This is a genomic window from Pseudoalteromonas sp. 4NS20-0020, from assembly GCF_057554385.1.
The window spans coordinates 302,133-329,087 of the sequence record NZ_BAAJMI010000003.1 but is presented as its reverse complement, the minus strand read 5'-3'; the positions used below and the strand labels follow the sequence as shown (position 1 = coordinate 329,087).

General features: G+C 40.2%; 24 protein-coding genes. 11 read left to right on the top strand and 13 right to left on the bottom strand.

Going from position 1 to position 26,955, the window contains the following annotated elements; translation table 11 throughout:
- Nucleotides 1–167: 167 nt before the first annotated feature.
- Nucleotides 168–1,430, top strand: a complete 1,263-nt coding sequence (locus AC27JL_RS08685) for a valine--pyruvate transaminase (RefSeq protein WP_487195412.1) — start codon at nt 168–170, stop codon at nt 1,428–1,430.
- A 282-nt stretch (nt 1,431–1,712) separates the two neighbouring features.
- The gene (locus AC27JL_RS08680) at nt 1,713–2,912 is read left to right on the top strand and encodes an Nramp family divalent metal transporter (RefSeq protein ID WP_487195411.1); all 1,200 of its coding nucleotides are present in this window, start codon (nt 1,713–1,715) and stop codon (nt 2,910–2,912) included.
- Between the two features lie 80 nt (nt 2,913–2,992).
- Here AC27JL_RS08680 and AC27JL_RS08675 read toward each other — a convergent pair whose 3' ends face one another.
- Nucleotides 2,993–3,445, bottom strand: a complete 453-nt coding sequence (locus AC27JL_RS08675; protein WP_487195410.1) for a hypothetical protein — start codon at nt 3,443–3,445, stop codon at nt 2,993–2,995.
- Between AC27JL_RS08675 and AC27JL_RS08670 the strand changes: the two genes are divergently transcribed.
- Nucleotides 3,430–4,611 carry a PQQ-dependent sugar dehydrogenase gene (locus AC27JL_RS08670; protein WP_487195409.1) on the top strand — a complete coding sequence of 394 codons (1,182 nt, stop codon included), beginning with the start codon at nt 3,430–3,432 and terminating at the stop codon, nt 4,609–4,611. The genes AC27JL_RS08675 and AC27JL_RS08670 overlap by 16 nt on opposite strands.
- Before the next feature lie 67 nt (nt 4,612–4,678).
- Here the strand turns inward: AC27JL_RS08670 and AC27JL_RS08665 are convergent, their stop codons facing one another.
- The 3 genes from AC27JL_RS08665 to AC27JL_RS08655 all read right to left on the bottom strand — a co-directional run bounded on the left by AC27JL_RS08665 (nt 4,679) and on the right by AC27JL_RS08655 (nt 6,938).
- Nucleotides 4,679–5,083 (bottom strand): aspartyl protease family protein, encoded by a 405-nt coding sequence (locus AC27JL_RS08665; RefSeq protein WP_487195408.1) that lies wholly within the window; start codon nt 5,081–5,083, stop codon nt 4,679–4,681.
- 933 nt (nt 5,084–6,016) lie between these two features.
- Entirely contained in the window at nt 6,017–6,403 is a 387-nt protein-coding gene (locus tag AC27JL_RS08660) for a hypothetical protein (RefSeq protein ID WP_487195407.1), read from the bottom strand.
- 112 nt (nt 6,404–6,515) lie between these two features.
- Complete coding sequence (locus AC27JL_RS08655; RefSeq protein WP_487195406.1) at nt 6,516–6,938, bottom strand: hypothetical protein; 423 nt, start codon at nt 6,936–6,938, stop codon at nt 6,516–6,518.
- A 239-nt stretch (nt 6,939–7,177) separates the two neighbouring features.
- On the opposite strand from AC27JL_RS08655, the gene AC27JL_RS08650 reads away from it, so the two are divergent.
- On the top strand, nt 7,178–8,140 hold the full coding sequence (locus AC27JL_RS08650; protein ID WP_010556385.1) for an integron integrase: 963 nt from the start codon (nt 7,178–7,180) through the stop codon (nt 8,138–8,140).
- Between the two features lie 246 nt (nt 8,141–8,386).
- On the opposite strand, the gene serS is transcribed toward AC27JL_RS08650, so the two are convergent.
- From serS to lrp, 6 genes are all read right to left on the bottom strand, one after another.
- Nucleotides 8,387–9,691, bottom strand: a complete 1,305-nt coding sequence (serS, locus tag AC27JL_RS08645) for a serine--tRNA ligase (RefSeq protein WP_008127231.1) — start codon at nt 9,689–9,691, stop codon at nt 8,387–8,389.
- A 9-nt stretch (nt 9,692–9,700) separates the two neighbouring features.
- Nucleotides 9,701–10,081, bottom strand: coding sequence for a fluoride efflux transporter CrcB (gene crcB, locus AC27JL_RS08640; RefSeq protein ID WP_010556384.1), 381 nt, complete (start codon nt 10,079–10,081; stop codon nt 9,701–9,703).
- Nucleotides 10,074–11,417, bottom strand: coding sequence for a replication-associated recombination protein A (locus AC27JL_RS08635; protein WP_487195405.1), 1,344 nt, complete (start codon nt 11,415–11,417; stop codon nt 10,074–10,076). Before AC27JL_RS08635 ends, crcB begins: the two co-directional genes overlap by 8 nt.
- Nucleotides 11,410–12,036 carry an outer membrane lipoprotein periplasmic chaperone LolA gene (gene lolA, locus AC27JL_RS08630; protein ID WP_010556382.1) on the bottom strand — a complete coding sequence of 209 codons (627 nt, stop codon included), beginning with the start codon at nt 12,034–12,036 and terminating at the stop codon, nt 11,410–11,412. The genes AC27JL_RS08635 and lolA overlap by 8 nt, the downstream gene beginning before the upstream one ends.
- Nucleotides 12,033–14,531, bottom strand: coding sequence for a DNA translocase FtsK (locus AC27JL_RS08625; RefSeq protein WP_487195404.1), 2,499 nt, complete (start codon nt 14,529–14,531; stop codon nt 12,033–12,035). The genes lolA and AC27JL_RS08625 overlap by 4 nt, the downstream gene beginning before the upstream one ends.
- A 157-nt stretch (nt 14,532–14,688) precedes the next feature.
- Complete coding sequence (gene lrp / locus AC27JL_RS08620) at nt 14,689–15,168, bottom strand: leucine-responsive transcriptional regulator Lrp (RefSeq protein ID WP_006792871.1); 480 nt, start codon at nt 15,166–15,168, stop codon at nt 14,689–14,691.
- Between the two features lie 142 nt (nt 15,169–15,310).
- Here lrp and ald point away from each other — a divergent pair, with 142 nt between their 5' ends.
- Complete coding sequence (gene ald, locus AC27JL_RS08615; RefSeq protein WP_006792872.1) at nt 15,311–16,432, top strand: alanine dehydrogenase; 1,122 nt, start codon at nt 15,311–15,313, stop codon at nt 16,430–16,432.
- Between the two features lie 69 nt (nt 16,433–16,501).
- Here the strand turns inward: ald and pssA are convergent, their stop codons facing one another.
- Nucleotides 16,502–17,827: a CDP-diacylglycerol--serine O-phosphatidyltransferase gene (gene pssA, locus AC27JL_RS08610; RefSeq protein ID WP_058428805.1), complete on the bottom strand. Its 1,326-nt coding sequence runs from the start codon at nt 17,825–17,827 to the stop codon at nt 16,502–16,504.
- A gap of 289 nt (nt 17,828–18,116) precedes the next feature.
- Here pssA and trxB point away from each other — a divergent pair, with 289 nt between their 5' ends.
- The 4 genes from trxB to infA all read left to right on the top strand — a co-directional run bounded on the left by trxB (nt 18,117) and on the right by infA (nt 20,888).
- Complete coding sequence (trxB, locus tag AC27JL_RS08605; RefSeq protein WP_006792874.1) at nt 18,117–19,067, top strand: thioredoxin-disulfide reductase; 951 nt, start codon at nt 18,117–18,119, stop codon at nt 19,065–19,067.
- Between the two features lie 98 nt (nt 19,068–19,165).
- Entirely contained in the window at nt 19,166–19,882 is a 717-nt protein-coding gene (aat, locus tag AC27JL_RS08600) for a leucyl/phenylalanyl-tRNA--protein transferase (RefSeq protein ID WP_487195403.1), read from the top strand.
- The gene (locus tag AC27JL_RS08595; RefSeq protein ID WP_410900612.1) at nt 19,875–20,579 is read left to right on the top strand and encodes an arginyltransferase; all 705 of its coding nucleotides are present in this window, start codon (nt 19,875–19,877) and stop codon (nt 20,577–20,579) included. Before aat ends, AC27JL_RS08595 begins: the two co-directional genes overlap by 8 nt.
- 90 nt (nt 20,580–20,669) lie before the next feature.
- Nucleotides 20,670–20,888, top strand: coding sequence for a translation initiation factor IF-1 (infA, locus tag AC27JL_RS08590; protein WP_002962494.1), 219 nt, complete (start codon nt 20,670–20,672; stop codon nt 20,886–20,888).
- A gap of 191 nt (nt 20,889–21,079) precedes the next feature.
- On the opposite strand, the gene clpA is transcribed toward infA, so the two are convergent.
- Both clpA and clpS read right to left on the bottom strand, forming a co-directional pair.
- Entirely contained in the window at nt 21,080–23,341 is a 2,262-nt protein-coding gene (gene clpA / locus AC27JL_RS08585) for an ATP-dependent Clp protease ATP-binding subunit ClpA (RefSeq protein ID WP_487195402.1), read from the bottom strand.
- Nucleotides 23,342–23,409: 68 nt separating this feature from the next.
- Nucleotides 23,410–23,718, bottom strand: coding sequence for an ATP-dependent Clp protease adapter ClpS (clpS, locus tag AC27JL_RS08580; RefSeq protein ID WP_021032429.1), 309 nt, complete (start codon nt 23,716–23,718; stop codon nt 23,410–23,412).
- A 208-nt stretch (nt 23,719–23,926) separates the two neighbouring features.
- Here clpS and cspD point away from each other — a divergent pair, with 208 nt between their 5' ends.
- Both cspD and AC27JL_RS08570 read left to right on the top strand, forming a co-directional pair.
- The gene (gene cspD, locus AC27JL_RS08575) at nt 23,927–24,145 is read left to right on the top strand and encodes a cold shock domain-containing protein CspD (protein ID WP_006792879.1); all 219 of its coding nucleotides are present in this window, start codon (nt 23,927–23,929) and stop codon (nt 24,143–24,145) included.
- A gap of 513 nt (nt 24,146–24,658) precedes the next feature.
- Nucleotides 24,659–26,881 carry an NADP-dependent isocitrate dehydrogenase gene (locus AC27JL_RS08570; protein WP_010556375.1) on the top strand — a complete coding sequence of 741 codons (2,223 nt, stop codon included), beginning with the start codon at nt 24,659–24,661 and terminating at the stop codon, nt 26,879–26,881.
- Nucleotides 26,882–26,955: the final 74 nt, after the last annotated feature.

Here is a 26,955-nt window from a genome sequence, read left to right as displayed (position 1 = left end):
CGTTTATTTTATTTGGGTTATTGATAACTAAACACCTACATTTAATACTGCAACGATTATAACGCAGGAAGGCCATATGTATAAGTCGTGAATTATTCTCATCTATAAATTTACTCCGTTTTTTTACGTTATACTCTTTGCCTAATTTATTAAATGTATTAGGTTTTATGAACTATTCACACTTTGGCAGCAAATTTACTCAACCCAATGGCATTACACAGCTAATGGAAGATCTGGGTAATGCTAAAAACAGTAATAACCCTAATTTAGTGATGCTTGGCGGAGGCAACCCCGCCTCTGTGCCACAAGTAAACACAGCGTTCATTAACGAGCTAAATCATTTAGTAAAAAATAATAAAATAGCGCAAATAATGGGCCTTTACGATGGCCCAACGGGTAACGATGAGTTTAGAGCAGCCCTTGCCAATCAGTTAACACAAGAATATGCGTGGAATTTAACAGCGAGCAATATTGCATTAGGAAATGGTAGCCAAGCTAACTTTTTTATTTTATTTAACCTATTTGCAGGCAAAATGGCTGATGGCAGCCATAAAAAAGTACTTTTTCCACTTGCGCCAGAATACGTAGGCTATGCCGACCAAGGTTTAACTGACGATATGTTTGTGGCCATTAAACCCGAAATAGAAATACTAAATACACCAAACGGCTCTAAACAGTTTAAATATTTAATTGATTTTGATGCGGTTAAGGCTGTACTTGCCAACGACAACAGCATAAGCGCATTATGTGTGTCGCGCCCTACCAACCCAACGGGTAACGTAATCACCGACGATGAAGTTCATCAACTAGACTTACTCGCAAAGCAATACACTATCCCCCTTATCATTGATAACGCCTATGGCGACCCATTCCCTGGCTGTATTTATACCGATGCAAACCTAACCTGGAACTCAAACATTATATTATGTATGTCACTTTCAAAACTGGGCTTGCCAGGCCTGCGCACCGGTATAGTGGTTGCCAATAACGAGATTGTTAAAGCAATTAGCCGCGTTAATGGCGCTATGGTGTTATCACCTAATAGTTTTGGGCCAAGCTTAGTCACTCGCTTAATCAAAGATAATGAACTACTGCCTCTGTGTAAAAATACCATTTTGCCTTTTTATAAAAATAAAGCACAGGTCGCTGTTAGCCTATTTGATGAAATATTTGATGACTTACCTGTTTATTTACATAAGGTAGAAGGCGCATTTTTTATGTGGCTATGGTTTAAAGATTCAAAAATAACCAGCGAACAGCTTTACCAAAAACTTAAAAAACAAGATGTGTATATAATTCCTGGCCACAACTTTTTTATAGGTATTGAAGATAGCTGGGAGCACAAACATCAATGCGTGCGTATTAATTACGCCACCGATGAAGCAACGCTCAAAAAAGGCCTAGAAGCAATTAAAGCACTCATAATGTAAATATTCATACAGTGTCATTATAAGTTTAATTGATGGCCTCATACTCGTTTAAAGTTTATGCAAACGCGTTCTATCCCCTTTAAATTTATATATAAATTGGTATCCTACTCGACCTTTTTTAGCATATGCTTACATAAAAGCACCCGTAAATAAGCGTCTATAGCTGCACCGTATTTATTTTAAGTGACGGCAATACACAACAGGCATCGCGTATAATTATTGGTTTTAAACGTTAGGTGTAACTTTAAATAGCAACATGCAATAACACTATTAAGGTAAATTATGCGATTAGGTCCAGGATTACTCGTCACTGCTGCCTTCATTGGGCCAGGTACAATCACCACAGCCAGTGTGGCAGGCGCAAACTTTGGTTTTACGCTTATTTGGACATTACTATTTTCAGTTATTGCCACTATATTACTGCAATCAATGGCGGCACGCCTTGGCGTTGCAACAGGCCAAGACTTAGCGCAAGCACTTAGGGCACATATTCAAAGCCCGCTATTTAAATCGTTAGCCATATTTTTAGTGATCAGCGCCATAGGTGTTGGTAGTGCAGCATACGAAGCGGGTAATTTAAGTGGTGCGAGTATGGGATTAATTGGCATATTTCCAAACGTTAATCCACAGATATGGACCCCTCTAATTGCTTTTTTAAGTGCCGGGTTACTTTATAGCGGCAAACATAAAGTGGTAGAAAACGCACTTATAGTATTAGTGATTTTAATGAGCTTGGTGTTTATATCTACATTGATCATGGCTTCACCATCACTGGGTGATATATTGTCAGGCTTTACGCCAAGCTTGCCTGAAGGCTCAATAACAACTGTTTTAGCGTTGGTTGGTACAACCATAGTGCCGTACAACCTATTTTTGCACTCTGGTGTTTTAGCAGCTAAGCACGACAGCAAAAGTGACTTACAAAAAGTAATTAAGCAAACCAATGTTGATACTGGCCTTTCAATTACTTTGGGCGGTGTAATCACATTAGCTATTTTATCTACCGCGTCGGTCGCTTTTTATGGAACAAACGCAGGGCAAATTAGCGCAGCAAACATGGCAGTACAACTAGAGCCCTTGCTCGGTGATGCAGCCCATTACTTTTTTGCTATAGGGTTGTTTGCCGCAGGTTTAACTAGCGCAATAACCGCGCCGCTTGCTGGGGCTTATGCCGTTTGTGGTATGTTAGGTTGGTCAAATGATATGGCAAGCACTCGATTTAAAAGCGTTGCTATTATCATCTTATTATTTGGTGCTGCGGTAGCGTCTCTTGGGTTAGACCCTGTCGCGGTTATAATATTTGCCCAAGCGGCTAATGGTTTATTACTTCCTGTTATCACTATTTACTTAGTGTGGTTAGTAAATCAAAAATCGGTCATGGGAAAATTTACCAACTCGTTTATTTTAAACCTAGTTACTCTACCTGTGTTAATGCTTATTTTTGGCTTAAGTAGTTACAAACTCATTGGTTTAATTTTTTAATAAAGTATAAAAAGCGTTTTAAAAAGCCGCTGTTTACATTAAACAGCGGCTTTTGCTAAGTAACTAACCTTAAAAAACACTTAGTTTAACTTTGTGTTTTCAACTACTTTAATTAGTTGTGCAAACGCGTAACCGCCAACAGCGCCTGCAACCAATTGTAAATAAAAGCCCCACCCTCTTGCGCCAGCGATAATGGTTATATTCATAATAGACTCAATCGCAATGAGCGCCATCGCAAAAGCGGCTATACCCGCTATAACAAACAGCCCAGTACTATGTGCTTTTAATTTTTTATTAATAAACCAAGTCACTAAAAAAGCAATAGTGAGTGCAAGGGCAATAATAGCGCCATACGTAGGAAGTAACCCAAACCAATCGTCGAGTGTTAAATTAACACGGTCAGCAAACCCTACCACTACACCTACATTAACTAATTGATTGACAACGTATTGGCTATGAAACAAGCTAGCAAGCGTAAACGTTAGTAACCAAGCAACTAAAAATGAAGGGAGTATGCGTGTTAAAAACAACATGGTTATCTCAATTTAAACTAAATAATTTTTTATACAGTAGCAAAGGCTTGCGCGGTAAACAATGCATCTCGCTTTTTATACTATTCGCACTCTTCTCATTTAACGTCAATGCAAACAATGCATTACCTAAAAAACAATATACAACGCAAACACTCGCTACACAGCTAAACTCGCCTTGGAGTATGGTGCAACTGCCCGATGGTACATGGTTAATAACCGAACGCGACGGCCACGTAGTGGTTACTAAAAATAACGAGCAAAGTAGAGTAAAATTACCACTTGAAGGTTTATACGTTGCAGGTCAAGGTGGTTTACTTGATATAGTACTCACGCCTAATTTTGCTAAGTCCAAAGAAGTTATTTTTACCTACGCCCAAGGCAATCTTGATGCAAACAGGCTCGTAATAGCTAAAGCTACCTTCAACGGTGCACGTTTTACAACGCCAACTATCATTTACAACGTAGCCACAGATAAAGACACACCACAACATTACTCTGGTCGCGCCCTTATTCTCCCTGATAACACTTTACTGTTTTCAAGTGGCGATGGTTTTGACTACCGAGAGCAAGCACAAGTAGTAACCAGCCAGCTTGGCAAAACACTGCGCATTACAGCAAATGGCAAAACACCCAAAAATAATCCTTTTATTGACCACAAAAACTCAACAGCTCATGCAGTGTATTCATATGGGCACCGTAACCTTCAAGGTTTAGTGTACGACTATGACACGCAACAAATTGTAAGCCACGAACATGGCCCCGCAGGTGGCGACGAGCTAAATTATTTAACGGCTGGAAATAATTACGGTTGGCCAGTCATTACAAACGGTGACGATTACTCGCAAGCGCGCATATCTCCATTTAGAGACTACCCGGGCATGCAAAAACCAAGCGTAGATTGGACGCCATCAATCGCTCCATCGGGTATGGCGTATTATGGCTCTAAACACGCCGCATTCCCTTCGCTTCAAAAACATGTGCTCATTACCACGCTTGTAGATAAAAAACTCTACAGCGTTAATTTAGCGAATGGTAAATTCACCCAGTCGCATGTATTTCCAGAAGCAACAGGACGATTAAGAGATGTATTTGTAACTTCGCAAGGTAATGTAGCCATATTAACCGATGGAAAAAATGCTAAGCTGATGTTATTTAAAGCCAATTAATTTATAGAGAAATGTTAGAGGCGCTTTGCTCTAGAATTAAGGAGCGCCTTTGAGTAAGCCGCTATTATCAATCAAAATCAGACAATGGCTCTCTAATTGTCAGTGTATTAGTACCAAAATCTAATATGGCTTGGTATTTTCTAAAAAATGGCGAGCCTAATAACCCATGTATTGAATTGCCACCACCAGCGGCTTGAACATGGTCTAGGTCTAGTGATACAAACTGTGTACTTTTATACAATTGGCCTGCCAGTTTAAATTTTACAACGTCTATTAAGCCCATTTCGTGTTCGGCTGTACCTAAACCTGCGGCATTTTCTTCGCTTAGTGCCTCTTGTATTCCAAGCTTTTTAATACATGCTCTATCTAAAACAGATGCACCCGCCGCTGTATCTAAAATTAAACATACTGTATGCCCATTTATTTTAGCCTGAATAATTTGATGGCCTGTTTCTGTTACTTCAAATTTCAAACTTGTAGTTGAATGACTTTATTCGATAAAGAGCTTTATTCACAAAGAGAGTAAGAGACGCTGCGCTTTGGGAGGATCATAGCGGCTTAAATTAAGCCACTATGAAGAATTTAAGTTCTGATGTCTGAAGTCAAGATTTGACCCCATTTAGTTTCAGATACTTGGATATAAAACCACTGTAATTTAGAAAGTTGATTACTAAGATCTCGTAAACACAAAGATACGGCTTTCTCGGCTGTTTTAGATGAACTTTTGACCAAGGCATTAGATGGAAGGTGAATTACACTCCCAATAAAATTTCCTGATTTTTCCTCGACACCTATTTCTAACACTGAACTTTCCTGTACTGCTAACACCAAACTAAGGGGCAATTACTCGTTGGCGAAAATGGCGGAGCCGCCAACGAGTAATTGTCCCAGTGAGCGGAGCGAACGATCTTTAGTGCTTTGTTATGTGGCATTGTTTCTACTTCCTCTGTTTTTAAAGAGCAGTACCATTATATAAGTGAATGCAGACAAACCCCAAAAAGGAATAACGATGTTCAATGCGCCTTTGACTTGGCCAAAACATTCGTATATCGGTCCTGAAAGTTCGCCAATAAGTAAGATTGGAAAAGGCACAAGTGAAGCTGCCCCACACGCGAAAAAAGTTGGGGAAAACAAAAAAGCAATGAAAAAAGTTCGGACAAAGAGCCGTCTGGTATTCTTGAAGCTTGTGGAATATTTCCATATAAATCGAATTACAAACGTGCAAATAATTCCATACACAAGTAACACCATTAAGTACGTCAGAATCGGCGCTAATTCTTCCATATTAATCAACGGATATTCTCCCTGCCACATAACGCCCCATTAAGAGGCTTTTAATTGTTGGTTAAAATGTGTAGCGAAGCGGAACCTAACCAACTGTTAAAAGTCCTGCTTGAATGGCTTGTTATGTTTTTTTAGCCAAAATAATTGCTGTTTGTTTACTTAAAATTCCAGCAACAATTTTCATCAACTTCTTACCTCGGCCACGCTCATCATCTTTACTTTTTTGAATAAAACATACCTTTACTTGAAATTTAGTAATGGACTCGTCTGCTGACAATTGTATTACATTAGATTCAAGTTTATTCCCCCATCCATTCTCATTCTCATACTCATTTGGATAGAGAATATTTAGATTATTGATAAGCCAATCTAGAGAAGCTTTTGCTATTTCCTCGCCAATTTTTTTATTAAACTTAGGATGAGATATATTTGCACACTGTTTATATCTTAGCTCTTGAGCATCAACAAACAGCGATAAAAATAATATAAATAAACAAATTACCCTCATAGTTCCCCAAAAACATAACGCCTAATTAACAGGCTAAAAATTGTGGGCTAAACTTGAGCGAAGCGAAAAAGCCCGCTGTTTTTAGTCCTTGTTGAATTACTTGTTATATTTACTAAAAAAGATACTCGATTTTACCCTTAAAGTAATCAACACCTAAAACTACACACTGTTTAGACAAAGAAACTTCTATACTTTTTTCGTAGTAGCTACCGCCATTCTGCATGTGAGCAATTTTTTTGTAACCAAGAATAGTCTTATATGTGTAGCGCCAAGTATCTTTACCTTTATATTTTCCAAACGTCGGCGAGTAATTAGAAAAACCTTTATTTTTAAATTCAGCATAATGTTCTGGAAATTGAGAATTTATAGCTTCTCCAGCTATTTTTTTGGCCTCAATATTATTGCAGTCCAAGTTATGATGGCCATCCATATCAGTTTTTATAAAATATTCATCATCCCACGGTTCTTCAGGTAAAGTTGAGCAACCTTGAATAAATAGAATTATTGAAATAATTAAAATTTGAATATATTGCATAGTTCGAAGTAAATATAACAATTTTGTCTACGACATTTGTCGTTTTATAAACCGACAAATGTCCATAAATTACAATGCATTTATCTTAACCATCAAATAAACACCTGTAAACAATTAGTTAACTGAAAATTATTTTTAATCAGTGCGAAAATACACCGAAATGGTTGAGATCAGTAATATTGGACAAAACAATATGCACTGTCTATATATACAGTTAAATTTTGCTAGAGATTCATATCATGAAATCACCTTTTTTAACTATGATAGCCGAACAAATGTATCTAAAGCGTTATGCTAAAAGTACCATTAAAGCGTATTTATACTGGATAGCTTCGTTTATTCGTTTTAACTCTATGAGGCACCCAACAACGATGGGAGATAATGAGGTCGAACTTTTTTTAAATCATTTAGTCAACCAACAAAATGTTGCTCCTAATACTCAAGCACAAGCCTTAAATGCGTTGAGCTTTTTATTTAAAGAAGTGATTAAAAAGCCACTCTCATTATCATTAGGTTTTATTAAGAGCAAACGAGCAACTAAACTACCGATAGTTTTAACGCAGCAGGAAATAAATAATTTTTTTAAAGTGTGCTCTGCGAAGCATTATTTACCCTGTGGACTACTTTATGGCAGTGGTATGCGATTAATGGAGGTACTGCGTTTACGAGTACACGATATTGACTTTGACTATAACTGCATTCGAATTTGGGATGGCAAAGGAGGTAAAAATCGTGTTGTGACGCTTGCAGTAGAGCTCATACCGCAATTACGTTCTCAAATACAATTAGTTGATAGTTACCTGCAATTAGATCTGAAAAACCCTTTATATAGCGGCGCTTACATGCCGCATTTGTTACGTAAAAAATATCCAAACCATAACAGACAATTAGGTTGGCAATATTTATTTTCATCACATAAATTAAGCATTGATCCTGAGAGTAAGCAGCTGAGGCGTCATCATATTGATGAAAAGCAATTACAACGCGCTGTTAAACAGGCTGCTGACGATGCAAAAATTAGGAAACACGTTACACCACATACCTTACGCCATTCATTTGCAACGCACCTATTGCAAAGTGGCGCTGATATTCGTACGGTTCAGGCACAATTAGGCCATAGTGATGTGCGAACAACCCAAATATATACTCATGTTTTACAGCAAGGAGCCAATGGTGTTGTAAGCCCATTTTCGAGATTATAAAACCAGCAAAAGTTTTTAATTGTGTGTCACGCGTTAAAGTACGCCTTATACAAAATAGCGCCGATAATGTATGAAGCCGATCCTTACACAATGAATTTCACTGCGAATTAATATCTCAGCTTTTACCTTTAACCTCGAACCTTTTCCCTTTAACCTTTTACCCACAAAAAAGCCGCTGTTCGTTTAAAACAGCGGCTTTTCTACTTAAAACTTAGAGCTTATAGCTAAAAACTAATAGCTAGTACTTTAAGCTTTACCAATCACTTCAAGTCCACCCATGTATGGGCGTAATACTTCTGGTACGACTACTGAACCGTCAGCTTGTTGGTAGTTTTCTAGTATGGCAACTAGTGTACGGCCAACGGCTAAACCTGAGCCATTTAGTGTATGTAGTAACTCTGGCTTTTTAGCACCTTCACGGCGAAAACGAGCTTGCATACGGCGCGCTTGGAAATCGACCATATTTGAACAAGACGAAATTTCGCGGTAGGTATCTTGCGCCGGTAACCATACTTCTAAGTCGTATGTTTTAGCTGCGCCAAAGCCCATGTCGCCCATACATAAAATTACTTTACGGTATGGTAGTTCTAATGCTTGTAAAATTTGCTCTGCGTGGCCTGTTAGCTCTTCAAGCGCTTGCATTGAATCTTCTGGTTTAACTAGTTGTACTAGTTCAACTTTATCAAACTGGTGCTGGCGAATTAAACCACGTGTATCGCGACCGTAGCTGCCCGCTTCACTTCTAAAACATGGTGTGTGCGCAGTTAAGCGAATCGGTAAATCACTTTCGTCGTAAATTTCGTCGCGTGCGCTGTTAGTCAACGGTACTTCTGCTGTAGGGATTAAGCTAAAGCCAGCTTGTTGTTCACCGTCGTCGTTTACTAGGCCTAATGTATGGAATAAGTCGCCTGCAAACTTAGGTAATTGGCTTGTGCCGTATAGGCTTGCGCTGTTTACTAAGTACGGTACATACATTTCTGTATAGCCGTTTGTGTCTGTGTGGGTGTCTAACATGTATTGCGTTAGTGCACGGTGCATACGTGCTACTTGGCCGCGCATTACTGTAAAACGTGCGCCACTAATTTTAACGCCCATTTCAAAATCTAGGCCGTTTAGGTCTTGCCCTACATCTACGTGATCTTTTACTTCAAAGTCGTACTTTTTAGGCGTGCCCCAGGTAAGTATTTCAACGTTGTCGTCTTCATCAGCGCCTTCTGGTACTGATTCGTCTGGTAAATTTGGAATTGCTAAAGCAATGTCGTTAATCGCGTTGAGTACTTCGTCTTGCGCTTTTTTAGTTGCGTCTAATTCGCTGCCTAAATTTGCCACTGCGTCTAATAGCGGCTGTGCGTCTTCGCCTTTCGCTTTTGCTTGGCCAATGGCTTTAGCACTGGCGTTACGTTGACTTTGAAGCTCTTGCGTTTTTACTTGTAATGTTTTGCGTTGCTCTTCAAGTTCTGTCACTTTTGCAACATCAAGCTCGTAGCCACGAGCCGCTAAGCGTGCTGCAGTTTGCTCAACGTCTTGTCGTAAATATTTAGAATCTAACATGTTAGTTTTTTAACCTTTTTGCATTACCAGCTGAAGGCCCAGCCAAGCCATAAAAATACAGACCATCACATTTAAGATGATATTGAGGGCCATTTTAATAAAGTGACCTTGTTGTAACAACAACAACGAGTCCATTGAGAATGTTGAAAAGGTGGTTAATGCACCTAAAAAGCCAATACCGATAAGGGTTTTAGCGGGGCTTACAGTGATAATTTGTTTATCTATCAAACCGTATAAAACGCCCATTAACAATGAACCCAGAATATTAACCGCCAACGTACCAAAAGGGAATCCCCTACCAAGGAGTTTTAGCATGGTTTCGCTAATAAAAAATCGTAAACAAGCCCCTGAGGCACCGCCAAGGGCGATCATCATATAAAGTTTAATCATTTTCGTATCGTTTAAGTGGGCTTTGCGCATCGCGCTCTTTTAGGTAATCGAGTTTTTGTTTAATTTTTTGCTCAAGGCCGCGATCGCTTGGTAGGTAATATTCTTTGCCGTCCATTTCTTGTGGTAAGTATTTTTCACCGGCGGCAAAGGCGCCCTCTTCGTTATGCGCATAACGGTACTCGGCGCCATAACCTAAGTCTTTCATTAAGTTGGTTGGTGCATTGCGTAAATGCTCAGGCACTGGGTAACTTGGCTCATTTTTGGCATCAGCTTTTGCTTGATTAAACGCCATATAAACCGCATTACTTTTGGGTGCGCTGGCTAAATACAATGTGGCTTGTGCAATGGCGCGTTCGCCCTCACTTGGGCCTACACGCTGAAATATATCCCAAGCGTTTAACGCTACTTCCATTGCCCGTGGGTCTGCGTTACCTATGTCTTCTGTGGCAATGGCAAGTAAACGTCTTGCTACATAAAGTGGGTCGCCACCACCGGCTAAAATACGGCAATACCAATACAGCGCACCATCGGGTGAACTGCCTCGTACCGATTTATGAAAAGCCGAGATTAAATCGTAAAATTCATCGCCGCCTTTATCGTATTTAGCCAAATGCGTAGGCAGTACTTGGCTAAGTACGTGCTCATCTACGTTGTATGTGCCGTTATGCTCGGTGGTTAAATCAACCGCTTGCTCAAGTAGGTTTAATACTTTACGGGCATCGCCCCCACTTGCTTGGCACAGTGCCTGTTTGGCGTTATTAGCAATAACTATGTTTTTTTGGTTTAGTTGCTCATCTTGCTTAAGTGCGCGCTCTATCACTGTGTATAAGTCGGTATCAGCAAGCGACTTTAAAACATACACGCGGGCACGCGATAAAATCGCATTATTAAGTGCAAATGAAGGATTTTCGGTTGTTGCGCCTACAAATATAAACGTGCCGTCTTCTATGTGAGGTAAAAATGCATCTTGCTGCGATTTATTAAAACGGTGTACTTCATCCACAAACATTAAGGTGCGTTGCCCGCGGCTTTGTAGGTTATCGTGTGCTTGCGTTACGCTGTCGCGAATATCTTTTACGCCTGCGGTCACAGCCGACATTTGTATAAGCTCGGCATCGGCGTGGTTTGCAATAATTTGCGCCAAGGTTGTTTTGCCCACCCCAGGCGGCCCCCACAAAATTAAGCTGTGGCAGCGCCCTGCAAAAATAGCTTGATGCAAAGGTTTGTCGCTACTTAGTAAATGCTGCTGACCTATGTATTCATCAAGCGTTGTTGGGCGCATTCGCGCCGCAAGTGGGCGTACGTCGGGTCCAAAGTTAAAGCCTAAATTATTCACCGTGGCTTTGATCGTCTATTTCAACACCTTCTGGCGGTGTAAATTCAAATACTGTGGCATCAAGCTCGGTGTTTACTTTAGCATCGTTAAAAGTGAACGATGAAAGTTGGCCCGAGTTATCTGTCACTACTAATGTTGCAAGGCCTGCTTGGTTATCCACAAATGTAATATCTAACTGCTCTACTTGGCTTTCTACGCCTTTATTTGGCGTAACACTATAGCCAGACTCTGTTGCTTGAACACTGTATTTTTCCCATTGTGCAGGGTCTTTTGAGGTAAGTAATACAAACGGCGTTGAGTCTATTAAGCTGTGAGTATTCATTATGGTTACTTGCTCAGCAAAACTGTCGAAGTAATAGGTTTTATCACCATTAGATACAAATAAGGTGTCGTCTGGGTTGGTTTGTTCCCAGCGTATCATCATAGGTTGTTTAAGGGCGATTGTACCCTCGCCTTGCATTACGGCTTGGCCTTCTTTGTCTGTTACTTTTTGTGCAAACTGCGCTTTAAAGCTTTTAAGTGTTGCCAGTTTGTCTTGCAGTGCTTGGCTGTCGTCTGCAAAACTCGGTGCGGCAATTAAGCCACTTAATACTAATAATAAACTGTTTAATTTTTTCATTGGTTTGCTCCATTAGGTACTAATACATCGCGAGCACCATTATGACCTGGTGAACTTACGATACCTGATGTTTCCATTTGTTCTACTAAGCGTGCTGCACGGTTATAGCCTACGCGTAACTTACGTTGTACAGATGAAACCGATACCTTGCCTGTCTCAATTACAAATGCGACCGCTTCGTCGTAAAGTGGGTCTGACTCTTCATCTGCACTTTCACTTGCTTCACCGGGTAGTAAAATATCTTCAGTGGCATCGCCATTAAGAATTTCATCTATGTAATTAGGTTTAGCACGCGCTTTCCAATCGTTAACGACTGCGTGTACTTCGTGGTCATCTACAAATGCGCCATGCACACGCTCTGGCACGCTTGTGCCTGGCGGTAAATAAAGCATGTCACCCATACCTAGTAAGTTTTCGGCTCCTTGCTGGTCAAGTATGGTGCGCGAATCTATTTTACTTGATACCTGAAACGCCATACGCGTTGGTATATTGGCTTTAATTAAACCTGTAATTACATCAACCGATGGACGCTGAGTGGCAAGTACTAAGTGAATCCCTGCTGCACGTGCTTTTTGCGCTATACGTGCAATAAGTTCTTCTACTTTTTTACCAACAATCATCATCATGTCGGCAAACTCATCAATTACCACAACAATGCTTGGTAGTTTTTCAAGCTCGTCGGGGCCGTCCTTCATACCGTCTGTGTCTTTAAAAAGTGGGTCCATAATGGGGTAGCCCGCTTCTTTGGCATCAAGTACTTTTTGGTTGTAACCTTTTAAATTACGCACACCCAACGCTGACATCAATTTATAACGACGTTCCATTTCACCTACACACCAACGCAGCGCGTTAGCCGCTTCTTTCATGTCGGTAACAACTTCACATAATAAATGCGGTATCCCCTCGTAAACCGAAAGTTCAAGCATTTTAGGGTCAATCATGATCATACGTACATCATCTGGGCCCGATTTATACAGTAAGCTTAATATCATTACATTAACGCCCACTGACTTACCCGAGCCCGTTGTACCAGCTACCAATAAATGTGGCATTTTACCTAAATCGGCACACACAGGTTGCCCTGCAATGTCTTTACCTAATACCATGGTAAGCGGTGATGGATTTTGCTCAAATTTAGGCGCATTTATTACTTCAGACAAGCGTACTATTTCACGATGTTTGTTAGGCAGCTCTATGCCTATGTAAGTTTTACCCGGAATAACTTCAACAACACGTACACTAATAGCTGAAAGCGAGCGGGCTAAATCTTTTGATAAACCGGTAATTTTAGACACCTTTATTCCCGGCGCTAAATCAAGCTCAAATCGCGTTACAACAGGCCCAGGATATACACCAACTACTGTAGCTTGTACGTTAAAGTCGAGAAGTTTTGTCTCTACAAGGCGTGATACAACATCGAGCTCTTCTTGCGAAATTGGGTTTTTAGCTTTATCGGGTCTGTCGAGTAAATCAAGCGACGGTAATGGGCCTGGTAGCGGTTCTTGATCAAGCAGTTGTTCAAACTTTTCTTTTGCTGTTGGTGGTGGCTGATACGCAGGTTTTGCTTTAGGCATAGGCCTTGCTGGCGATACCACTGTTGTTACTGGTTTTTCAGGTTCTACAACTTGGCTTTGATCAAGCGCGTTTAGTGCCGCTGCCGTATCCATTGGTTCATCATCTATTGCACTAAAGCCAATTTCTTGATCGAGTATATCGTCAAGCTCATCAAATGGGCTGTAGTCGTCACTGATTTGTGGCTCTGCAAAAGGTGTTTGCGGTTTATTAATGGCTTTTTGAGGTGCGTTGTTTTTCGCCTCTACTGGCGCTTCAAGCTGCTCTGTGAGATCGTCGTTAAACTGAGCATCTGCATTGTCATTATTTGTGTTTGCAGCAATTCGTTCTCTGTTTATCCAACCTTTTATGTACGAAGTAATAAAGCGATACAACCTAACCATTAAATCGCCTAGGTAATCTACAAAATCAACCCACGACACGCCCGTTAAAAGGGTTAATCCTGCAAAAAAGAAGCACAATAGCAAAATGGATGTGCCGGTAAAATTAAACGCCGGCATCATGGCAGTCGCAATGACATCTCCCACTACCCCGCCTGATGAAAAATTATAAATATCGTCGAAGTTAATACTGCTAATTGCCGTAGCAGAGGTCACAAACAGAGCTAGGCCTATAATGCGAAGAGCTAATGTTGTGTAATCAAGCTGTAAAATACGGTGCGGCTGTTTAAATAATAAATAGCCGAATAACTGAATTGCCGCCGGAACTAAATACGCAAGCCATCCAAAAGTAAGCAGCAGTATATCGGCAACCCACGCACCGGCTGTGCCTGTAATATTTTTTACGTTTCTAAATTCGCCGGTTTGTGACCACGAAGGATCTGCCGGATCAAAACTGATTAAGGCACATAAAATAAATATTGCAGCAAAGGTACTGATAATCAGCCCTGTTTCTAATAGTCTTTGCACACCGTTTAGGCGCATAACTTCCTATCCCTCTTATTATTCTATTTATTACACTTCAACAGCAGTCAAATACCTTAGCAGGAAATGCAATTTGATGCACTTTATCTTAATGTGTATGGCCTGATTATGAACACGTTTTTATAAATTTGAGTCTGTCTACCTTTAACAGTTAAACTTATGCAATGTAAGGGCGAATAATTACGCCGTCTTCACCTTTTACTTCTTCCATAACTACATAGGTGCGACTTTCACTCACGTTTGGCAATTTTAAAAGAATGTCTCCTAATACACCACGGTATTCTGACATATCATTAACACGCGTTTTAAGTAAGAAATCAAAATTACCCGACACTAGGTGACATTCTATTATCTCTTCGTGCTTTTTCACGGCTGCACTAAACTCGTCAAATACGTCTGGCGAGGTTTTGGTAATCGTAACTTCTACATACACCGATAACCCCTGCCCTAACTTAGCCGGATCGACCACCGCTTTGTATCCGAGTATGTAACCTTCTCGCTCAAGCTTTTTTACGCGCTCTAGGCAGGGCGTGGCGCTCAGGCCAACTCGTCGGGCCAGTTCAACATTTGAAAGACGCCCATCATGTTGTAATTCCATCAAAATTTTACGGTCTATTCTGTCTAATAACTGATGCATAAGGCTCACTAGTTTTTTATTCTGTTTATTTTTATTTTTTAGATAATAACACTAGCTTGGCATTTAAAAAAGGTGAGACACACTGGCTTGTCATGAATATAATAGTGAAAAATTTCAATCCGTTCTTAATAAGGCAAATGTTATGATTATTGGTGTACCTAAAGAAATCAAAAACCATGAATACCGCGTAGGTATGGTTCCTGCTAGTGTTCGTGAATTAGTTAATCACGGCCACCAAGTGGTTGTAGAAACGAATGCAGGTATGGGTATTGGTTTTACAGATGAAGATTACACCCAAGCAGGTGCAGACATTTTAGCAACTGCGGCTGACGTTTTTGCAAACGCAGACATGATTGTAAAAGTAAAAGAACCACAAGCAGTTGAACGTGCAATGCTTCGTGAAGACCAAATTCTTTTCACTTACCTTCACCTTGCACCGGATCTTCCACAAACTGAAGACCTTGTTAAGAGCAAAGCGATTTGTATTGCTTATGAAACAGTAACTGACTCTCGTGGTGGTTTACCACTTTTAGCGCCAATGAGTGAAGTAGCTGGCCGTATGTCTATCCAAGCCGGTGCACAAGCCCTTGAAAAATCTAACCACGGTCGTGGTATGTTACTAGGCGGCGTACCGGGTGTTGAGCCAGCTAAAGTTGTTGTTATCGGCGGCGGCATGGTTGGTCGTAGCGCAGCACAAATGGCTGTAGGCCTAGGTGCTGATGTTGTAGTACTTGACCGTAACATTGATGTACTACGTGCACTAGACGCGCAATTTGGTAATAAAGTTAAAGCTATTTACTCAACGGCTGATGCACTTGAAAAACATGTACTAGAAGCAGACCTAGTAATTGGTGGCGTACTAATCCCTGGCGCTGCTGCTCCTAAGCTTGTAACAGCAGAGCACATCAAAGCAATGAAGCCTGGCGCTGCTATTGTTGACGTTGCTATTGACCAAGGCGGTTGTATTGCAACATCTAAAGCTACCACACACGCTGATCCTACTTTCATCGTTGATGAAGTTGTTCACTACTGTGTTGCTAACATGCCGGGTGCTGTTCCTCGTACGTCTACATTTGCACTTAACAATGCAACATTGCCGTTTATCATTAACCTTGCAAACAAAGGTTACAAAAAGGCATTGCTAGACGACGCTAACTTCCTAAAAGGCTTAAATGTAATTAAAGGCCAAGTAACGTACAAAGAAGTTGCTGAAGCATTTAACATGGATTACGTTGACCCACGTACAGCGGTTGAAAACGCTTAATTAAGCGTTTGTACCAATAAAAAAAGCAGCTATAAAGCTGCTTTTTTTTATGTCTAATTTAAATTCAATCTAAATAAACCGTTTAATAATAAAGTCTACTTTTACCCGTTTTGCTTGGCCAAGTAACTTTTTAACTGGCTGAGGGTAATCTTCCATGGTTTCTAAATCGTCTGGCCCTGTTAGTCGGCGACAGTGCTTAAGAATTTCATGCTTTTCGTTATCAATTGCTTGCATAATAGTTTGCTCAGGATCTTCAATTAATATCCCGTTTTCTATGTCTAAGCCCCATGCTCGTGGGTTTAGGTTATGCCCACTCAATAAATGCTTTGATCTATCTGCACATATTCCTTTTAAATGGAAAGAGTTATTGTCGTGTTTCCAAAGGTATACATTTAAGTTACCGTTATCTATATGGCGTTTTTGTGTTTTAACAAATTTATGCAAAATAGTTTCGTATAAATAAGGCAACGCTCCAATTTTACTAAACGGCTCACTAGGTGGCATATAAAAATCATTAGCGGTTTTATCACCCACAACAATTGTAATATGTTTGCCTTGTTTCAAAAGCCTGCGTAACGAACGCATAAGCGGCGCAGGAAAATTGAAGTACGGTGTATAAAGTACCAGTTCGCGTTCAGTTGTATCAAAAAGCGCTTTGATCATACGATTAAGTTCGTTATGACGACGCCCAAGCCCTAAAAACAAGCGAATATTTAACGCATTATTGCTTGCTTGCTCAGCCGACTTATAACTTGCTGCTTTTAGATCACGCATTAATTGCTTTTGTTCAAGTTTAAAGTCAATTAATCGCTTGAGCGGACGCGTGTCGATACGAGGCACTGCCACTGAACTCAATAGCTTTGATTCAATAAAGTCTATTACAGAGTCACACAGGCCTTTTTGCGTAATTAAAAAGTAACGGTCAAGCCTGTAGCGGTCACTGTGCTGTAAATACACATTATTTAAGCTAGCACCGCTGTAAAGCAACGTGTCGTCTATTACAAAACCTTTTAGGTGTAATACACCAAACAGCTCTTTCGCTTTTACCGGTACACCAAATACTTGTACATTTGATTTAAATTTTTCTAGATAGTCACAGTATAAACTTGCGTTCCCGTCTGATTTCTCAGCACCAATAAGCCCACGCTGGGCACGATGAAAATCGACCAGTACTTTTACTTCAAGTGCAGGGTTGGCTAAAGACGCATTGTGTAATGCCTCTAAAACTTCGCGGCCTGCTTCATCATCTTGCAAATAAAGCGCAGTAATATAAATGCGCTTTTTTGCGTTAGCGATTAAATTAAGTAATTGTGTGCGGTAATCTTGCGCATTGGTTAAGACGTTAACGTCTTTTGAAGTCAACCCAAATGCGGGTTTTTCCTGCCAAAATAACATAGTTGCCTATTCATTTAGGTCACATAATCTATCAGTGACAAATCAAAATTAGGTAAAACATAACAAAAAAAATCAAAGTGGTCATGAATTAACGACGTTTTGTTGCTTGTTAGTCTATTTATTGAGCTAGTTTATCCTACAAAGCGTAAAAGTATGTTTGTTTAGTACATAAAAATGAACAGGTTTTCGATTTACTAAAAAAAATAATCTCAGATTTTGTTTACTTCTGCCTTGTTTTTCTTAGAATCGAGCGCATTAATGACCGTATAGAATCGTTTAGGAAAATATCATGACTGAAGCAAAACATAGTAAGCTACTAATTTTAGGCTCTGGCCCAGCTGGTTACACGGCGGCAGTGTATGCAGCCCGTGCAAATTTAAACCCTGTTTTAATTACAGGTATGCAACAAGGTGGTCAATTAACTACGACCACTGAAGTTGAAAACTGGCCGGGTGATGCACACGGTTTAACAGGCCCTGCACTTATGGACCGCATGAAAGAGCATGCTGAGCGCTTTGAAACCGAAATTGTGTTTGACCACATAAATAAAGTTGATGTTTCTAAACGCCCTTTCACACTAACTGGCGATCAAGGTACATACACATGTGATGCACTTATTATTGCTACAGGCGCATCTGCAAAATACTTAGGCTTAGAGTCTGAAACAAACTTCCAAGGTCGTGGTGTATCGGCGTGTGCAACATGTGATGGCTTTTTCTATAAAGGCCAAAAAGTAGCAGTAGTTGGTGGTGGTAATACCGCAGTTGAAGAAGCACTATACTTATCTAACATTGCTGATGAAGTCCATGTAATTCACCGTCGTGATAGCTTCCGTAGTGAAAAAATTCTTGCTGATCGTCTTACTGAAAAAGCGGCAAACGGCAACGTGGTAATGCACTACAATCGTACACTAGACGAAGTTTTGGGCGACCAAATGGGTGTAACAGGCATTCGCATTAAAGATGTTGCATCTGATGCTACTGAAGATTTAGATTTGGCGGGTGTATTTATAGCAATTGGCCACAAACCAAACACAGATATGTTTGAAGGCCAGCTAGAAATGAAAGACGGCTACCTAGTTGTTGAGTCAGGTCTTAACGGTAACGCAACGCAAACAAGCGTACCAGGTGTTTTTGCTGCAGGTGACGTGTCTGACCATATTTACCGCCAAGCGATTACATCTGCTGGAACAGGCTGTATGGCTGCCCTTGATGCAGAGCGCTATTTAGACAACCTATAACGTTTATTTTTCACAAAAGGGGCTGAGCAATCAGCCCCTTTTTTTACGCCTAAAATATAGTTACACTTTTAAAACAAATTATAAAAAGTAAACACGTTATGACAAACCAGCTATACCAACTAAGTGATACAGATATAGCATTTCCCAATCCAGAATATGCATTAGTTTCTCCAGACGGCCTACTAGCTGTGGGTGGTGACTTGAGCCTACCTCGCCTTTGCAATGCTTATAGTAATGGTATATTTCCTTGGTTTAGCGATAACGAACCCATTATGTGGTGGTCACCAAGTGAGCGTGGCATTGTGGAGTTAAATGAGTTTCATGTTAGTAAAAGTTTACGTAAACACTTAAAAAAATACCCCGTAACAGTGACAGTTAATAACGCCTTTGTTGAAGTTATTGAAGCATGCCGTGACCAACGCATTGATACCGATGGTACTTGGATCACTACTGATATGCTTAGTGCTTACATAAATGCTCATCATGCAGGCGTAGCGCATAGCTTAGAGGTGTGGCGCAACGGAGAGCTTGCAGGTGGACTGTATGGAATTATGCAAAATGGTGTGTTTTGTGGCGAATCGATGTTTCATCATCAAACTAATTGTTCTAAATTAGCTATGTGGGCGCTGGTGAATTGGTTAAAAAACCATGACGCTCATTTTATTGATTGCCAACTCGAAAACCCATATTTGATGAGTTTGGGAGCAAAAGTTATTCCTCGAACTGATTTTTTAGCTAAACTTAATACTGCACTTACCTATAAAGTTAATCCTACTATGTGGGAACCACAGGAACTTATTGCAATCTATGAATGAAAACCTAACAGCCCGTGTTGGTTTAAGCCAAGAATTTGCGTGTAGTTATCTGCCCAACAGGCGCGAGCAACTATTAGTCATATTAGATCCCACTTATTATTGCTCAGAAAAGTTCGAATCTTTGTTAGCAGTCGGCTTTAGGCGCAGTGGTAACCAAATATACCGCCCTCACTGCCCCGTTTGCAGTGCATGTAACTCTGTTCGTGTTTTAGCGCAAGAATTTATGCCATCAAAATCACAAAAACGTAAACTAAACAAAGCAAAAACACAGTTTACGGTCACTTACTCTACTCGCGAACGATCAGAGTATTATCCGCTGTACAGTAAATATATAACTATGCGCCATCAAGACGGCAGCATGTACCCACCGCAGCCTGAACAATTTCAAAGCTTTTTATTTTGCAGTTGGCTTGAAATTACGTTTATCGAACTTTGGCATCAAGACACTTTAGTAGGTGTAGCTGTAACCGATTGTATGGACAACGCTATTTCTGCTATTTACACGTTTTTTGACCCTGACTTTGAGCACTATAGCCTAGGGTCAATTATGATATTAGAGCAGCTAAAATTTGCTAAAGCGCAAAATAAACAATTTGTGTATTTGGGCTATCAAATTGATGAGTGCACCAAAATGAAGTATAAAACTCAGTTTTTACCCGCACAAAAACAGCTTAATGATGAGTGGGTGGCTATTTAATTTGCAAATATAGCCCCTGCGCCTTTACTTATTGGTGTATTTTGGGCAAAATCTGCAGCGTTTAACTATTAAAGAGGTGTTACGCTAAACATGGCGAAAGAAGACGTAATCGAAATGCAAGGGACTGTCCTTGATACTTTACCAAATACAATGTTCCGAGTTGAGCTAGAAAATGGTCACGTAGTTGTGGCTCATATTTCAGGTAAAATGCGCAAAAACTATATCCGTATTTTAACCGGCGATAAAGTAACGGTAGAAATGACTCCTTACGATTTATCGAAAGGTCGTATCGTATTCCGTGCTCGCTAAGTAAGTGCGTAAACGAGATTTAGTTTTTGGCTAGTGTACAACTAGCTTTAAGCGTTTATTAAATGTAATTGATGGACTTTGACTAGCAATTACATTTAATAAACAAAAAACCCAGCTTTTGCTGGGTTTTTTGTTGCCTAAAATAAAATTGGCTCGGTATTACAAGCGAGCCATTTAGGGCCTTATACCGTTTATGCTGGTGTTAAATTACTCTCGTAATCAAAACGGATTTTCTTGTCTTTTACCGACACCTTCACTGTGCCGCCATCAGCCAACTTACCAAACAGTATTTCGTTTGCGAGTGGCTTTTTGAGCTCTTCTTGAATAACACGCGCCATTGGGCGTGCACCCATCGCTTTATCGTAGCCTTTTTCAGCTAACCATTCACGTGCCTTAGAGGTCAATTCAAAATTAACCGACTTCTTATCAAGCTGTGCCTGCAGTTCAACAATAAATTTATCAACCACCAACAAAATAACTTCACGTTCAAGATGGTTAAACCAAATAATGTTATCTAAGCGGTTTCTAAACTCTGGTGAAAATGTTTTGTTAATTTCACCCATTGCATCGTGTGTATGATCCTGCTCACTAAAGCCAATTGACTTGCGAGTTGTTTCTTGCACGCCGGCATTAGTGGTCATTACCAGCACAACATTTCTAAAGTCAGCTTTACGGCCATTGTTGTCGGTTAATGTACCGTGATCCATTACCTGCAATAAAATGTTGTAAATATCTGGATGCGCTTTTTCAATCTCATCGAGTAAAACCACCGCATGAGGGTTCTTAATAACAGCCTCGGTTAGCAAACCGCCCTGCTCAAAACCAACATAACCTGGCGGTGCACCAATTAAGCGGCTAATTGCATGACGCTCAACATATTCCGACATATCAAAACGAATAAACTCAACACCCATGCATTTTGCAAGCTGCTTAGTTACCTCTGTTTTACCAACACCGGTTGGACCAGCGAATAAGAAAGAACCCACTGGTTTTTCTTCACTTGTTAGCCCTGAACGTGACAAACGGATTGCCGATGTAAGTGCATCAATTGACTGATCTTGACCAAACACCAACATTTTAAGATTACGATCAATATTTTTAAGCGTTTCTTTGTCCGATGACGATACATTTTGTGGTGGAATGCGCGCCATTTTGGATATGATCATTTCAATGTCTGATACACCAATGGTTTTTTTACGTTTAGAGCTTGGCTGCAAACGCTGGTTTGCACCGGCTTCATCTATTACGTCAATGGCTTTATCAGGTAAGTGACGCTCGTTAATGTACTTAGCACTCAGCTCAGCCGCAGCTTTTAACGCTTTTTGTGTGTAACGAATACCATGGTGTTCTTCATAACGATCTTTCAGGCCATTCAAAATTTTAGTGGTATCGGCAACACTTGGCTCAAGTACATCAATTTTTTGAAAACGACGAACTAATGCACGGTCTTTTTCAAAAATATTTTTATACTCGTTGTAAGTTGTTGACCCCATACAACGGAGCTTACCACTTGAAAGTAATGGCTTAAGCAAGTTAGACGCATCCATAACGCCACCTGATGCAGCGCCTGCCCCAATGATGGTATGTATTTCATCAATAAATAAAATAGAGCCTGGTTTTGCTTGTAGCTCTTTTAATAAACTTTTAAAACGTTTTTCAAAATCGCCACGGTATTTTGTACCAGCAAGTAATGCACCCATGTCTAACGAGTAAACTACTGCATCTGCAATCACTTCAGGAACTTGCTCGTTAACAATACGATAAGCTAACCCTTCAGCAATTGCTGTTTTACCCACTCCCGCTTCACCTACAAGCAATGGGTTATTCTTTTTACGACGACACAACACTTGTACCGCACGTTCAACTTCACTGTCACGGCCAATCAATGGATCAATATTACCATCGCGTGCTTGCGCATTTAAGTTTGTAGTGAAGCTGTCTAGCTTGCTGACCTCTTCATTTTGAACTTCTTGCACTTCTTCGTTTATGTCGTCCGTATCGTCGCCTAAACCATCATCGGTTTTTGAAATCCCATGAGAAATAAAATTAACAATGTCTAAGCGCGAAACATCATTTTTCTTTAGCAGATAAACGGCTTGGCTTTCTTGCTCAGAAAAAATAGCAACCAACACATTTACGCCGGTAACTTCGTTTTTACCTGATGATTGAACATGAAACACCGCACGCTGTAGTACTCGTTGAAAACCAAGCGTAGGTTGTGTTTCACGCTCTTCTTCTAAATCGGGGATAACCGGTGTTGTTTCATCAATAAATTCAAGCAATTCGTATTTTAAGCCTGAAATGTTAACACCACACGCATTTAGCGCTTCTGAAGCAGAAGGGTTATCTAATAGCGCAAGTAAAAGGTGCTCGACAGTCATAAACTCATGACGGCGAGTGCGCGCTTCACGAAACGCGGCATTTAATGTAAGTTCTAAGTCTTTGTTTAGCATTGGCAACCCCTTACTGAGATAATAATGTATACCACAACAAACAGGTGTGTGATCACCCTAGTTGGTATTTATTCCTGCTCACAACTACAAAGCAGCGGATGCTCGTTATCACGCGAGTAGCGGTTAACTTGTTCAACTTTGGTATAAGCTACATCAGCGCTGTAAACGCCACAAATGCCTTTACCTTTTTCGTGAACTTGAAGCATCACGTCGGTTGCTCTATCGCTATCCATATTAAAAAACGTCGTTAAAACTTCTATTACAAAGTCCATCGGCGTGTAATCGTCATTATTTAAAACAACTTTGTATTTTCGCGGCGGCTGTAGCTTTTGCTTTTCACTGTCGCGAACTGTATCGATAACACCTGAATCTTTCATACCACTCATAATTAAATATAGTCTTGTCTTAGGAACTCAAGCAAACTTGAATAAAAAATAAATAAAATGTTAAAAAATAGCTCAAAAAGCTTGACTGATTGATTAAATAAACTACAGTCAAACATAGATTGATTAATCCTTAATCAGTCTAGCAAATAATATGGTTTAGAATAACTAAATTAGTCAACTTATTGAAGGATGTAGAAGTATGGCTTGTGGTAAAGTTAAATGGTTTAACAATGCTAAAGGTTTTGGTTTCATCGTTGAAGACGGCTGCGAGAATGATATTTTCGCCCATTACTCTACAATTGTAATGGACGGTTATAAAACGCTTAAAGCTGGACAAGATGTAACATTCGAATTAGAACAAGGCCCCAAGGGCTTGCACGCTAAAAATATTGCCTTAGACGGCGACATTTTAGAGTGACGGTTGTTTTATTCGACTAAAGCGAGCGACCTATTAGGCTCCTCGCTTAATTCCTCACACTTCTATTTACCCACACCGATATAAATTGTTTCTTTTTCTTTATTTTCAACCCTAATCCTTGATTTTATTTCATATACCCCAATATTCTAAGAGTTAACCGTTTAACTGCTTGTGAGCAGGCTCAAACTCTAGCCCTTTGTATTCAAGCTTGTTACACTCTTGATGCTAAAAATTTACGCAAAACATAGCAATTAGCTCAACTTGCTGAGCACATAAAATATACTAGTCTAAAGGCTAATTTATTTTTATTATATTTTTAGCTATAAATATGACCACAGTTCGTCAGGTGTGACTATTCTGCTTTAACTGTAAAGCTACACGAGTACCAACACCTAACAAACTATTCATTATCTGAACGTATATATTAAAACACTATGATATGTACTCTCTCAGCTTTAATGATTTCTTTGCATTGTTGAATAAGGCCAATTGGCCGACTATCTAGGAATGATGATGACATCAAAAATTATCTATACAAAAACGGACGAAGCTCCGGCACTAGCAACTTACTCGTTGCTACCGATCATCCAAGCATATACAAATGCAGCAGGTGTTGAAGTTGAAACTCGCGATATCTCATTAGCAGGTCGTGTAATTGCTAGCTTCCCTGATTATTTAACAGAAGAACAACGTATTGGTGATGCACTTGCTGAACTAGGTGAGCTTGCAAAAACACCTGAAGCTAATATCATCAAACTTCCAAACATTAGTGCTTCAGTTCCACAGTTACGCGCTGTGATAAAAGAGCTTCAAGCAAAAGGCTATGCCCTTCCAGATTACCCTGTTGAGCCTAAAAACGACGAAGAAAAAGCAATTCAAGCTGCATACGACAAAGTTAAAGGTAGTGCGGTAAACCCTGTATTACGTGAAGGTAACTCTGACCGCCGTGCACCTGGCTCTGTAAAAGAGTACGCACGCAATAACCCACATTCAATGGGCGCGTGGAGCAAAGACTCTGCCTCTTACGTTGCAAGCATGAGCGAAGGCGATTTCTTTGGTTCAGAGCAATCAACAACTATCGAAGAAGCAACTGACGTACGCATCGAGCATGTTGCTACAAACGGTGATACAACTGTTCTTAAACAAAGCACACCACTACTAGCTGGTGAAGTAATTGATGCTTCTCGCATAAGTGCTGCTAAGCTACAGGCTTTTTTAGCTGCTGAAATTGATGCTGCTAAAGAAAAAGGCGTTTTATTCTCGCTTCACATGAAAGCGACAATGATGAAAGTGTCTGACCCAATCATATTTGGTCACGCTGTTAAAGTATTCTATAAAGACGTATTTGCAAAACACGGTGAGCTTTTTGAAGAGCTAGGTGTTGATGTTAATAACGGTTTAGGCGATGTTTACTCTAAAATTCAAACGTTAGATGACGCTAAACGCGCTGAAATTGAAGCCGATATTCAAGCTGTATATGCTGACCGCCCTGCTATTGCTATGGTTGATTCTGACCGTGGTATCACAAACTTACACGTGCCAAGTGATGTGATCATTGATGCATCTATGCCTGCTGCAATTCGTTCAAGCGGTCAAATGTGGAACAATGACGGTAAATTACAAGACACAAGTTTTGTAATTCCTGATCGTTGTTACTCTGGCGTTTATCAAGCAACTATTGATTTTTGTAAAGAGCACGGTGCGTTTGATCCAACGACAATGGGTAGCGTTCCAAACGTTGGCCTTATGGCTCAAAAAGCAGAAGAATACGGTTCACACGACAAGACGTTCGAAGCAAAAGCAGCGGGTACTATTCGTGTAGTTGATACAGCAGGTAATACGCTACTTGAGCACAGTGTTGAGCAAGGCGATATCTGGCGTATGTGTCAGGTTAAAGATGCACCAATCCAAGATTGGGTTAAACTTGCTGTTAACCGTGCACGTGCTACTGGCGTTCCTGCTATTTTTTGGTTAGACGAAAATCGTGCACACGATGCTCAGCTAATCAAAAAAGTAAATAAATACCTACCAGATCACGACACAGCTGGCCTAGATATTCAAATTTTAGCCCCACTTGAAGCCACTTTATTCTCTTTAGGTCGCATTAAAGAAGGTAAAGATACTATTTCTGTAACAGGTAACGTACTGCGTGATTACCTAACAGATTTGTTCCCAATTTTAGAGCTGGGCACAAGTGCTAAAATGCTTTCAATTGTTCCACTTATGAACGGTGGTGGCTTATTTGAAACTGGCGCAGGTGGTTCTGCACCTAAGCACGTTCAGCAGTTTGAAAAAGAAAACCACTTACGTTGGGATTCTTTAGGTGAGTTTTTAGCACTTGCAGCATCACTAGAGCATTTAAGTGTAACTACAGGTAACAACAAGGCTCAAGTACTTGCAGATACGCTTGATAAAGCGACGGGTACTTTCCTTGCTGAAAACAAATCGCCTTCACGTAAAGTTAAAGAAATCGATAACCGTGGTTCTCATTTCTTCTTATCTTTATTTTGGGCTCAAGAACTTGCTAAGCAAAATGATGATAGCGAACTTAAAGCACAGTTCACTCAAATTGCGAGCGATTTAGAGGCAAATAAAGACGCGATCGTAAACGAATTAAACGATGCTCAAGGCCCAGCAGTTGAACTAGGTGGTTACTTCCAGCCTAACGACGCAGCCGCTTTTGAAGCAATGCGTCCAAGCACTACATTTAACGATATCCTTGCTAAATTAGTGTAATAAATAGTAAAAATAAAACCGCTTACCTTTAAAAGTAAGCGGTTTTTTTACGCCTATGAAAAAGGCCGCTTAAT